Annotated in this window: 10 protein-coding genes; all 10 read left to right on the plus strand. The window is 52.4% G+C overall.

Annotation, left to right across the window (positions count from 1 at the left end):
• Positions 1-8 precede the first annotated feature (8 nt).
• Positions 9-1,172, plus strand: coding sequence for a SpoIIE family protein phosphatase (locus KTH89_RS03060; protein WP_238720574.1), 1,164 nt, complete (start codon positions 9-11; stop codon positions 1,170-1,172).
• A gap of 145 nt (positions 1,173-1,317) precedes the next feature.
• A complete protein-coding gene (locus KTH89_RS03065) occupies positions 1,318-2,154 on the plus strand; it encodes a purine-nucleoside phosphorylase (RefSeq protein WP_238720575.1) in 837 nt (278 codons plus the stop codon).
• Positions 2,155-2,209: 55 nt separating this feature from the next.
• A complete protein-coding gene (gene mtnA / locus KTH89_RS03070) occupies positions 2,210-3,319 on the plus strand; it encodes an S-methyl-5-thioribose-1-phosphate isomerase (protein ID WP_238720640.1) in 1,110 nt (369 codons plus the stop codon).
• 76 nt (positions 3,320-3,395) lie between these two features.
• Complete coding sequence (locus tag KTH89_RS03075; RefSeq protein WP_238720576.1) at positions 3,396-4,556, plus strand: BMP family ABC transporter substrate-binding protein; 1,161 nt, start codon at positions 3,396-3,398, stop codon at positions 4,554-4,556.
• A gap of 195 nt (positions 4,557-4,751) precedes the next feature.
• On the plus strand, positions 4,752-6,281 hold the full coding sequence (locus tag KTH89_RS03080) for an ABC transporter ATP-binding protein (protein ID WP_238720577.1): 1,530 nt from the start codon (positions 4,752-4,754) through the stop codon (positions 6,279-6,281).
• Positions 6,278-7,453 carry an ABC transporter permease gene (locus KTH89_RS03085; protein WP_238720578.1) on the plus strand — a complete coding sequence of 392 codons (1,176 nt, stop codon included), beginning with the start codon at positions 6,278-6,280 and terminating at the stop codon, positions 7,451-7,453. Before KTH89_RS03080 ends, KTH89_RS03085 begins: the two co-directional genes overlap by 4 nt.
• Positions 7,450-8,409 carry an ABC transporter permease gene (locus tag KTH89_RS03090; RefSeq protein ID WP_238720579.1) on the plus strand — a complete coding sequence of 320 codons (960 nt, stop codon included), beginning with the start codon at positions 7,450-7,452 and terminating at the stop codon, positions 8,407-8,409. The genes KTH89_RS03085 and KTH89_RS03090 overlap by 4 nt, the downstream gene beginning before the upstream one ends.
• 1,253 nt (positions 8,410-9,662) lie before the next feature.
• Positions 9,663-10,124: a cytidine deaminase gene (cdd, locus tag KTH89_RS03095; RefSeq protein WP_238720641.1), complete on the plus strand. Its 462-nt coding sequence runs from the start codon at positions 9,663-9,665 to the stop codon at positions 10,122-10,124.
• Positions 10,121-11,413 (plus strand): amidohydrolase, encoded by a 1,293-nt coding sequence (locus KTH89_RS03100; protein ID WP_238720580.1) that lies wholly within the window; start codon positions 10,121-10,123, stop codon positions 11,411-11,413. Before cdd ends, KTH89_RS03100 begins: the two co-directional genes overlap by 4 nt.
• Positions 11,410-12,723 (plus strand): ABC transporter substrate-binding protein, encoded by a 1,314-nt coding sequence (locus tag KTH89_RS03105; RefSeq protein ID WP_238720581.1) that lies wholly within the window; start codon positions 11,410-11,412, stop codon positions 12,721-12,723. Before KTH89_RS03100 ends, KTH89_RS03105 begins: the two co-directional genes overlap by 4 nt.
• The last annotated feature ends 93 nt before the right edge of the window (positions 12,724-12,816 follow it).

Below are 12,816 nucleotides of genomic sequence, written 5' to 3' on the forward strand. Positions count from 1 at the left end.
GGAAAGCCATGGATGTCAGCGTAGAAGTTTCCTATAAAAGTTTAAATAAGTTTCATGAAGAGCTGTGCGGGGATAAAGTCGAAATCATCAAGACGGCGGATTCGGATATCGCCATTTTGGCGGATGGAATGGGCAGCGGGGTCAAGGCCAATATTCTGGCCACGCTGACCTCTAAGATTCTGGGGACCATGTTCCAGAACGGGGCGTCCATTGAAGATGCGGTGGAGACTATCGTTAAGACACTGCCGATCTGCCAGGTCCGGAAGGTGGCCTACGCCACATTCAGTATACTGCAGATTTTCCACAACGGGGAAGGATATCTGGTAGAGTTCGACAACCCGGAATGTGTACTCATCCGGGATAAAAAACTGATGGATATCCCCTTCACGCACCGGGAACTGGAGGGAAAGGATATCCGGGAATGGCGGTTCCAGGTGCAGATGGGTGACTGCTTTGTGCTGATGAGCGACGGCGTAGTATATGCGGGGGCCGGTGAGATTCTGAATCTGGGCTGGACCCGAGACAGTATGGCCGAATATGCGCTCAAATGTATGAAAACCACCACGTCGGCTTCCAGGCTCACGGCCATGCTAAGCAAAGCCTGTGACGATCTCTATCTGCAAAAACCCGGGGACGACACTACAGTCTGTGTGACCAGAGTTATTCCCAGACGCCTGGTCAGTATTTTTACCGGTCCGCCGGAGGATCCGGATGATGACCGGAAGCTGATGGAGCAGTTCATGAGCGAAGCCGGCTGTAAAGTCGTGTGCGGCGGCACCAGCGCGAATATCGCCGCCAAATATTTGGACAAACCGGTCGTCACGCAGATCCAGAACACTTCCAGCGATGTGCCGCCTATGGCAGAGATCGAAGGGATGGATCTGGTTACCGAAGGAATCATTACGATGAATAAAGCATTGAAGCTTTTAAGACAATATGTAAGAGATGAGGTCGATGTGGACTTCTTCCTTGCCCTGGACGAGGACAACGGCGCCGCCAGATTGGCCAAGATCCTGATCGAGGAATGCACGGAACTAAAGCTCTTCGTAGGCAAAGCCGTCAATCAGGCCTACGATGCCACCATGGATCTGGATCTACGCATGAATCTCATCGGCCAGCTCAAATCCGTGGTAGAGCAGATGGGCCACCGTGTAGAAATCATCTACTTCTAAGAGGGGACAGGCTCATTCCGTCACCGGCGGGGCCGGCCCCAGACGAACGGCGGAATGTGCCTGTCCCCGTAAGCGCCCCGAAGAGCACAGGCACGAATAACCCAAACCCCAATAACAGATAAGAAAAAAGCAAAGGAGACCTACCATGAACCAAGTATACGAAAAATTACAAAAATGCTATGAGAGCGTAAAATCCAAAATAGACTTCCAGCCCAAAGCAGCGCTGATCCTGGGTTCCGGCCTTGGCGATTACGCCGAAGGCATCCAGGTAGAAGCAACCCTTAACTATTCCGATATCGAAGGCTTTCCGGTATCCACCGTGCCCGGCCACAAAGGCCGTTTCATTTTCGGCTATGTAGAAACCGTACCGGTCGTTATCATGCAGGGCCGTGTCCATTACTACGAAGGCTACGACATGTCCGACGTTGTACTTCCCACCAGGCTTATGCGGATGCTGGGAGCCGAGGTACTATTCCTGACCAACGCCTCCGGCGGTATCAACTACAACTATCAGGCCGGAGATTTCATGCTGATCCGGGACCATATCCTGAATTTCGTCCCCTCTCCATTGATCGGCCCCAACATCGATGAGCTGGGCACCAGGTTCCCCGACATGAGCGACGTCTACGATTACAAGCTCCGCCGGATCATCAAACAGACCGCACTGGAACAGAATATCCCGCTCCAGGAAGGAGTCTACATCCAGCTGACCGGGCCCAACTTTGAGACCCCGTCGGAGGTGCGCATGTGCAGGATACTGGGCGCCGATGCCGTAGGCATGAGCACCGCCTGTGAAGCTGTGGCGGCCAATCATATGGGAATGAAGATATGCGGTATCTCCTGCGTTTCCAACCAGGCAGCCGACGCGGCCAAACAGCCGCTGACCCATGAAGAGGTACAGGAGATGGCGGACCGCAAGGCGCCGATGTTTAAGAAGCTGATCACCTCATCCATCGTAAACATTGCCAAAGAAATTCTATAACAATCCTTTTCAAACGAATAATCCATAAATAGCCGGCCGAATAATGACGCCGTATATGGGGATACTTAAGAAGGAGGAAAATGGATTGGAAAATCTGGAAAAAATAACTCACGTTGAAAATGTAAAATTAAGTGAAGACGGAAAAAATGTAATCATCATAGATCAGACGAAACTGCCCAACAGGGAGGAGTATCTGACACTCCACACGGCTGGGGATCTCTATGAGGCTATATTCGAACTGAAGGTGCGGGGAGCCCCGGCCATCGGAATCTGTGCGGGGTATGGTATCTATGTGCTGGCAAGACAGATTGAAACGGAGGATTATGACCGGTTTTTAGAGGAATTCCGTAAATATAAAGAATATCTGGATTCTTCCCGCCCGACCGCGGTAAATCTAAGCTGGGCGCTGAACCGTATGGAAAATGTGGTCACTTCCCATTCGGATCTCCCGGTTTCAAAGATCCTGAAACTGCTGGAACAGGAAAGCCGTATGATTCAGGAAGAGGATATCCGGATGTGCCGGGCTATATCGGAATTCGGACTCTCCCTAATCCATGACGGAGACGGTGTCCTGACCCATTGCAACGCGGGACCTCTCGCCACATCCCAATATGGAACCGCGCTGGGCCCGTTATTTTTGGGAAAAGAGCGCGGGATGAATTTTAAGGTGTTCGCGGATGAGACCAGGCCGCTCCTGCAGGGGGCCAGACTGACTTCCCATGAATTGGCCAAAAGCGGTATCGATGTGACCTTGATCTGTGACAATATGGCAAGCCTGGTGATGAAGAACGGCTGGATACAGGCATGCTTCGTGGGCTGCGACCGGGTGGCTGCCAACGGCGACACGGCGAACAAGATCGGGACCAGCGGCGTGGCGATACTGGCGAAGCATTACGGGATACCACTTTATGTGCTGGGTCCAAGCTCCACCATTGATTTAAACTGTGCGTCCGGGGAAGACATAACCATAGAGCTGCGGGATGCCGATGAAATCAAGACGAAGTTCTATGAGGAGCCCATGGCGCTTCCGGAGGTGAAATGCTACAATCCGGCCTTTGACGTTACGGATCATACCCTGATCACGGCCATAGTGACGGAGGAAGGAATCTGCTATCCTCCTTTTACGGACAGCCTTGCCGAAGTGTTCAGAAAGAAAAGGAGCTGATGCTCCTCTGCCATAGCTAGAATCCGGTACTTACGCCGGCTCCGTATTTTTCCGCTTCACAAAAAGGAGGATTATTATGAAAAGACCCTTGAGAGTGTTGGCGGTATGTGTGCTGATGGCTCTGACCGGCTGCCGCGACAGTCAGAAGCAGGAACCGGCTGCACCGGAAACCGGGAATAACGCGGAGGACGGCTTGAAAATCGCGATCGTTACCAGCCCCACCGGTGTGGATGACGGCTCTTTTAATCAAAATAATTTCGAGGGTGTGCAGGCATTTTTGAATACCCATCCGGATTCCGGCGTCACGCCGGTCAATGAACCGACCGGTGACAATGCCGCATCCGTACAGGCGGTGGCCGATATCGCCGCCGACTATGATGTGATTATAGCCCCCGGCTTCCAGTTCGCGGGCATCGGGCAGCTGGCCGCGGATAACCCGGATGTAAAATTTATCCTGGTGGACTCCTATCCAACGGATGCGAACGGGGAGGAAACAGAGCTTGCGAACGTCTACGCCATGCAGTTCGCGGAGCAGGAGGGCGGCTTTTTTGCAGGCGTCGCGGCGGCGTTGGAGACAAAGACCGGTAAGACGGCTGTAGTCAATGGCGTGGCTTTTCCATCCAACGTCAACTATCAATACGGATTCGAAGCCGGGGTGAACTATGCGGTTAAAAACCTGGGGGCCAAGGCGGAATATGTGGAAATTCCCGCATACGCCGGTACCGATGTGACGAACCGGAATATCGGCGGTAATTATACAGGCAGCTTTTCCGACCAGGCCCAGGGAAAAGTGATCGGGCAGGCTTTGATCGCCCAGGGAGTGGATGTGCTTTTCGTGGCGGCGGGCGGAGCGGGAAACGGCGTATTTACCGCGGCCAAGGAGGCGGGGGATGTAAAGGTGATCGGCTGTGATGTGGATCAATACGATGACGGCGTCAATGGGGAGCGGAATATTGTCCTCACCTCAGCGCTAAAGATCATGGATAAAAATGTGGAGAAGCAGTTAAATGCCATAGCGGATGGTACCTTTCAGGGAGGAAATAATCTGTTAAAGGCGGACAGTGATTCCACCGGTTACGTGTCCGAAAAAGGGCGGCATCAGCTTTCCGGCCACACGATAACAAAACTTGAGCAGGTCTATAACCAAGTCAAGGACGGGACAATCGTTCCGCCGTCCTATACGGGGAGTAACACGCCGGATGACTTTCCGGGACTTGATACGGCAGTACGACAATGACAGGAATATCTATATAACCAATGGGGGCAGACACGGACAGCGGCTGCCCCCTGCGTTTTTTCTAAAAAGTGAAATTTGAAGAAATACAAATCAGAAGAATACAAATCGAAAATTCTGTAAATCTAAAATCATAGAATTCACAAAAGAGAACAATAACATAAAAGCAATAACATGGAAAAAAGGAGCGGCCCCGGGATGGAGTATATGGTGGAAATGAGGCATATTACCAAAAGATTTCCTGGAATTGTAGCCAACGATGATGTTACCATTCAGATTCGCCCTCAGGAAATTTTCGCGCTGTTGGGAGAAAATGGAGCGGGGAAATCCACTTTGATGAGTATGCTTTTCGGGATGTATGAGCCGGATGATGGGGAGATCTGGATTCGTGGAGAAAGAGTGCGGATCACTTCCCCAAATCAAGCGGCCGGATTGAATATCGGTATGGTTCATCAGCATTTTAAACTGGTGCAGAATTTTACGGCTGCCGAGAATATTGTACTGGGGACGGAACCGGTCAAGAGACTTTTTGGCGCCTTACCATGCTTTGACAAACAGCAGGCGGAGCAGCAGATCCGGGATTTGTCTCACAAGTATGGCCTGGAGATCGATCCTGCGAAACGGATATCTGATATGGATGTGTCAGCCAGACAGCGGGTGGAAATTCTGAAAATGCTGTACCGCAGGGCGGAAATCCTTATTTTCGACGAGCCCACCGCTGTATTAACCCCTCAGGAGATCCGGTTCCTTCTAGAGATTATCCGGGAGTTAAAGGATCAGGGGAAGACGGTTATACTGATTTCACACAAATTGGAGGAGATCAAGCAGATTGCCGACCGGTGCGCCGTATTGAATCACGGGAGACTGACCGCTGTCCGGGATGTAAAAGATACCAGCACAAGAGAGATGGCCGCTTTGATGATCGGAAACGAGCTGCCGGAACCAATGGAAAAGAAGGAAATTCAGGTAAGCCGGGAGATATTGCGGGTGGAACATCTGACGGTGGAAAATAAAAATCATCTTCCGGTTGTCCGGGACGTATCCTTTTCCGTCCGCGGCGGTGAGATTTTCGCAGTGGCCGGAGTGGCGGGAAATGGACAGATCGAATTGGCGGACGCCATTGCGGGCCTTTTGAAAGCGAAGGACGGCGGCATTTATCTGAACGGCGCGGATATCAGCCAATTTAATGTGAAAAGGCGAATTGTGTCCGGTCTTTCTTATATCCCTGAGGATCGGCAGACCACCGGGCTGGTCCTGGATTTTTCACTGGCAGATAATCTGATCCTGAAGAAATATGGCAGGGAACCGTTCTCGCGCAGGGGAATACTGAATCCGGATGAGATCGGCAGATATGCGGAGGAATTGATTGGACGCTATGATATCCGAAGCGCCCGCGGAAAAAGGACTCTGGTACGTTCTATGAGCGGAGGAAACCAGCAGAAAGCCGTGATTGGAAGGGAGATTGACCTGCAGAACCCGCTGCTGATATTTGTTCAGCCTACAAGAGGCCTGGATATCGGAGCGATTGATAAAATACACCGGCAGATCCTAAAAGAGAGGGAGGCGGGGAAGGCCATTCTGCTGATCTCCCTGGAACTGGATGAGATCATGAAGCTTTCGGACACTGTCGGAGTCATATATAATGGCACCATGACCAGAATCTCGGATGCAAAAAGCCTGACCGCCGATCAGATCGGCGCGTACATGATGGGGGTGAAAGGTGCATGAAAAAGGGAAAACACCTCATCCAAAGAGGGCTTATCCTGCTCTTGGGAAATGAAAAGACACAACCTATTACCCTCCCTCTTTTTGCCGTTTTTCTAAGTCTTTTGCTCGGCATGGTTATTATCGCAGTGACCGGCGCAAATCCTGTGAACGCCTATCAGAACCTGCTGCAGGGCTGCGGCATATTACCGAAGCCCTCCTATGCGGCTTACAAAAACAGCTTTACGGACTTTACCGGATTTTTGAATGCATGGACGCCGATGCTGTTTGCCTCGCTGGCCGTGGCTGTGGCTTTGAAGGCTGGAATGTTTAATATCGGAGTATCAGGGCAGATGCTGATTTCCGGTTTCATGGCATCCATCCTGGCCGGGTATGCTGACGGCCTGTCCGGACTTACCGCCAAATTCCTGGTATTGCTGGTGGGAATCGCTGTAGGGATGCTGTCCGGAGGTCTGGTGGGATGGCTCAAATACCGGTTCCGGGTAAATGAAGTGGTATCCACCATTATGTTGAACTATATCCTTCTGTATGCGGTCAGCTTCTGCATCCACATGTGGTATATCAATCCCGTGTCCAGACAGTCCGCCCCGGTAACACAGGCTTCCAGGCTGACCTTGCTGGATGTATCGGCAGGAGGAATGAAAATCGATATACCGCTTGGCATACTGCTGGCCATCGGTATCGCGTTTCTGCTTCGGTTTCTCCTGAACCGTACCACATTCGGGTTCGAGATCCGGGCGGCCGGGAAGAGTCCGGAGGCGGCAAGATACGCGGGGATGCAGGTGGGTAAAAATATGGTGCTGGCCATGATGCTATCCGGAGCTCTTTCCGGTCTGGCGGGAGTTACCTACTATCTGGGATATTTCGGCTCCATCCGGCCTAAGGTGCTGCCGGCTGTCGGGTTTGACGCCATAGCCGTGGCCCTGCTGGGAAACTCGAATCCGGCCGGGGTGATTTTGTCTTCTTTTCTCATATCCATTCTAGAAAAAGGAAATACGTATATGAGTTCCAGATCCGGGGTGCCGGGAGAGATCGCCTCGGTGATCACAGGAATTCTGCTGCTGGTCAGTGCCTGCACCGGCTATATCAGATACCGAATCAACCGTCTGAAGGAGTGCGGACCGAATACGGAGGAGAAGGGGCGGAAAGGCAGAAGGGGGGAGCAGTCGGTATGAACAGGATGATCATTGACGGTTTGGCGTTTGCGCTGCCCCTGTTTATTATGGCCGTTGGCGGAATATACAGCGAACAGAGCGGAATCACGAACCTGGCGCTGGAAGGTTTTCAGGGCGTCGGGGCCTTTACGGGAGCTTTGTTTGTGATTATGAGCGCCGACGTGCTAAAGCCCGGTTCCCTGCCGCAGATTTTGCTGGCGTTTGCGGCGGCTATGGCCGGCGGAGCGGTATACTCTCTTTTGCATGCGTTATTGTGTATCCGTTTTCGGGCCAATATGGTAATCAGTGGGATCGTGATCAATATTCTGGCGATGGCAGTCACCGCCTATCTGACGAAACAGCTGAACCCGCTGCTGACGGGCGCGCCTTCGGATAAATTCCAACTGGGGGTCTCCATGCGTATCACGATACCTGTGCTTTCGAATATCCCGGTGCTGGGCGTTGTATTTAAGGATCTTTATCTGTTTGAGATATGGATTGTTCTGTTGGCCGTGATTGCTTGGTTCATTCTATATAAATCCAGATTCGGGCTTCGGCTGCGTGCCTGCGGGGATCATCCGCAGGCGGTTGATGCGGCGGGAGTGCGTGTGGAGCGGATACGGCTTTGGGCTGTTCTGGTGTCCGGCGCTCTGTCCGGATTCGCGGGTATGTGTTTTGCGTATTCGATATCGGCTAGTTTTTCTTCCGCCATCTATGCGGGATATGGATATCTAGCCATAGCGGCCATGATATTCGGTAACTGGAAGATCCTTCCCGCCCTTGGCGCCTGCCTGCTGTTCGGATTCGCCCGCTCCGGAGGCAATGAGATCGTGCTTCTGCTGCAGATGCCGGGCGCTTATGCGGATCTGGTCATGATTTTGCCCTATTTGCTGACGCTGCTTTTGCTGGTGTTCTTTTCCGGGAATAACCAGGCACCGCGGGCTTTGGGAGAAGTCTATGAAAAGGGGAAACGCTGATGGGGTGGGAACGGTTCTTCCTTGGATTTGGGCAGTTTGGGCGGGCCCGCTGTTTAAGGCTGGGCACAGCGGCAGAATCCGGGGTTACCCCCGGCGGCCGGGTACTTTTGTGTCTCCCTGGAAGCGCGGAGGGCTTGCGCTGGCCTCTACTAAGTGGAATCGGAAAGCCGGGTTCAGGATGCATGGCGGACTTCACGTCCGACGGGCAAGAGCCTATTCACCAGGAGCTGTCGCACTAACTTAGCGTTCTTCCTGAGGGCTTCGTATGACTGCTGCTTAGGGATTGGAACCGCGGGCGGTATCCGGGGACGCTCCGGGCGGCCGGATACTTTTGTGTCTTCCTGGGAGCGCGGAGGGCTTGCGCTGGCCTCCGCTAAGTGGAATCGGAAAGCCGGGTTCAGGAACCGAGCCTATTCACCAGGAACACGTGATGTGTTCCCGGTTCAGAGGCTCTTGCCCGTCTTTCCGATTCCGCTAAGCGGAGGCTCAGCCGCCCTATGCGCTCCCAGGAAGACACAAAAGTACCCGGCCGCCCGGAGCGTCCCCGGATACCGCCCGCGGTTCCAAACCCTAAGCAGCAGCCATACGAAGCCCCCAGAAAGAACGCTAAGTTAATGTGACAGCCCCGGTGAATAGGCTCTTGCCCGTCGGACGTGAAGTCCGCCGTGCATCCTGCCCCGTCTTTTCGATTCCACTAAGCGGAGGCTCAGCCGCCACTATGCGTTCCCAGAGAGACACAAAAGTACCCGGCCGCCGGGAGTAACCCCGGATTCTGCCGCTGTGCCCAGCTTTAAGCAGCGGGCCTGTCCAAACTGCCCAAACCCAAGGAAGAACCGTTCCGGGTACCCTGCGAGGTTTTTTCAGCTTCTGTGTAAGTTTTCTAAGATCTGGCCATAGCGCTTCGAATACACGGGATAAGCCGCTTGGTACCGAAAAATCCCGTTTCTGCCTTTTGTGCTTTCATACATGGCATTATTTTCTGCTTTGATAGAATGTGATGTCTTGCTGCGTGGGATAGGGTAGGAGTAGCTGTTTTACGGGGATTGGCCGGATATTATTTATGTAATTACTTATTTAAATTACTTATTTATGTATTTACTTATTTGCTATCATTGACTGGAAATGGTAACATAGTATTTGCAGTAGATTTATAGTCAACAGAATTTTTAATCTATGGTTGATTTACCGCATAGGTATTGATATGCTAAATGAGGAGATAACGTTTGGAGAAGGAGAGAATGGAGAGTAAAAATATGAATGCGGTGGAAGGGAAAAGGGAGTTTCTTATCCAACAGGCTTTAGAAGCGAGAGAGTATTCTTATGCTCCCTACTCCGGCTTTTGTGTGGGCGCAGCTTTGCTTGGAAAGTCGGGGACGGTTTATACCGGGTGTAATATAGAGAATGCGGCGTATGGCCCCTCTAACTGCGCGGAGCGGACTGCGTTTTTTAAGGCGGTGAGTGTGGGGGAGAGGGAATTTGAGGCTATTGCCATCGCCGGAGGGCCTGGGGCGGAGGAACCGGATGACTTTTGCCCGCCCTGCGGAGTATGCAGGCAGGTTATGATGGAATTTTGTGATCCGGAGGAATTTCTTATTATTTTGGTAAAATCAGCGGTTCAGATGATGGATTACAAACTGGCAGATCTGCTCCCTATGGGCTTCGGGCCGGGGAACCTGGGACGTCAGGATCAGATAAAAGAAGGAGGAGAATTATGAACACACGCTTTTATAATGCTAGGATACTGACCATGGAAAATGGATTCATGATCGAAGAAGGGGAACTGTGGGTGAGATCCAACCGGATCGTCTATATCGGGACGGGTAAGGATAGGGACGCAGTGGAGAATATGGTTACGTGGGACCGGGAGATCGACTGTAAGAAGAACCTGCTGATGCCCGGGTTTAAAAATGCTCATACCCATTCTGCCATGACCTTTTTAAGATCTTATGCGGATGACCTTCCGTTGCTGGAATGGCTGAACAGGCAGGTGTTTCCCATGGAGGCCAAGCTGTCGCCGGAGGATGTGTATCATTTATCGAAATTGGCGATTATGGAATACCTGACCAGCGGTATAACCGCTAACTTCGATATGTATTTTTTCCGGGATCAGATCGCGAAGGCTTCCGTGGACACGGGATTTCGTACGGTTTTGACCAATGGGTTGAACGATTTTGGCGGGACGGTGGAAGAGGAAGAGGCGGAATATCTGAAATTCAACGCTTATCACGAGCTGATCAGCTATCAGCTGGGCTTCCACGCAGAATATACGACGAACCGTTCCTTGCTGGAAGGGCTTGCGGCGCTGGCGAAAAAACATCACGCGCCGGTATATACCCATAATTCCGAGGGCCGGCCGGAAGTGGATCAATGCCTGGAACGCTATGGGATGACGCCTACCGTTTTTCTGAATAGTTTAGGGATGTTTGATTACGGCGGCGGCGGTTATCACTGCGTGCATATGTCTGAGGCGGATCTGGAGATATTCCGTGACCACAACATGTTCGTTGTGACCAACCCGGCGTCCAATGCGAAGCTGGCCAGCGGAATCGCTCCGCTTCAAAGGATGATGAACATGGGCATCCGGCTGGCAATCGGAACGGACGGGCCTGCCAGCAACAACTGCCTGGATATGTTCCGGGAGATGTTCATGGCTACCTCCCTCCAGAAGCTTAGACTGGATGACGCGTCCGCGCTGGATGCTAACGATGTTCTTTATATGGCTACTGTGGGCGGCGCCAAGGCGATGCATTTGGATGAATGCGATACGCTGGCGGAAGGTAAGCTGGCGGACCTGATTATGATCGACCTGCATCAGCCAAATATGCAGCCGATTAACAATATAACCAAGAACCTGGTATACTCCGGAAGCAAGAGTAATGTGAAGATGACCATGATCAATGGGCGTATCCTGTACGAAGACGGGGTTTTCGCTATCGGTGTGGATCCGGAGGAAATCTACTCCATTGCCAATGAAACCATACAGAGGATGAGAGAACAAGGGTGAAATCAGGAAGCGGTCGTTTCAAATATACAGGATGGCTGTGTGCCGTCCTTATCATCATCGGTCTGACCTTTTCCGGCGGTTGCGCCGGAAAAGAGGAGGTGCAGCCGGTGGAGATTACAGTGGTCCACGGCTGGGGAGGCACTGCGCAGACCCACAAAGTGGTGCGGGAAATTTATCAGGAATTTTCCGCACTCCGCCCGGATGTTATCCTAAAGGAGCAGGCATCTTCCGACAGCACCATCGCAGTGGAAAAGGCCAATGATATGCTGGCGGTGGACCGGATGCCGGATGTGGTCAGCACCAACGGCCTGTCCTATTTTGTGCAGAACGCGGTGACCAAAGGGATGGCGCTGGATTTGATGCCCTACATAGAAGCGGATGATGAACTTAAGGCTTCCATCCATCCTTCCGTGTTAGAAAGCTGGACTACGGAGGATGGGAAGCTCTATACGCTTCCGGATGCGCTGGAAGTGATGGGGTTTTGGTTCAACGCGTCTTTTTTCCGGGAGGCCGGGATCACGGACGCAGACGGAAACGTGAAACTGCCGGATACCTGGGAGGAGTTCTTCGGGGACTGCGAAAGGCTGGATGCCTGGTGTGAGAAGCAGAGTTCCGGTATGTCCGTGTTCGCGCTGGAGGATATCCAGGTGGTGGAAGACTTCCTGCTGGCCCGGCTGGCCGGGGCTTCCCCGGAAGGCTTGGCTATGGCTTCGGCTATGCCGTCTGATTTTGATACCCCTTCTTTTAAACGGACACTGCAGGACGCAGCGCGTCTCTATTCTTACTCACAGGATGTCGACAACATTGACAATGCGAGACAAGCGTTTTTGGACGGACGCAGCGTGATTTATTTTAACGGAGTCTGGGAGAGCGATATTTTCCGCGGTACCGGTATCGAGGGGGAGATCGGTTATGCCGCTTATCCCACGGAAAGCGGCGCTTCCCTATCTTATATCTCTCCGTCCTCCGGATATGTGGTTTACGATAATCCGGATCCGGGGCGCAGGAAGGCCAGTGTAGAATTCCTGAAATATATGCTGAGTACAAAGGTACAGAACCGTTTGGCCATAGATACGGGCCAGGCCCCCTCGAATCCAAATGTGGACAACGCCATGATCAGGGAAGACTATCCGCTGCTGGGCAATGCACTGGAGGTAGCTCATGGAGCAGACCTTCAGATTAAAAGCATCAGCTCGGTATGGGATGCCGCCGCGGTGGATTTCCTGAAAGTTGAGCTTCCGCAGGCCTGCCTGACCGAAGAAGGCAGGCTCCGGCTGGTTAACGGGCTGAACGGACAGCGCGGCGAATGATTGGGGACATGTCCCAAATTGAAATGGACATGTCCCCCAACAGCCGATAGATGCACTTATTTTACCGGACAGGATGCCGCAGTAAAATAAGTG

The sequence above is a fragment of the Diplocloster agilis genome, from assembly GCF_019042275.1.
In the GTDB taxonomy this organism is placed as follows: domain Bacteria; phylum Bacillota; class Clostridia; order Lachnospirales; family Lachnospiraceae; genus Diplocloster; species Diplocloster agilis.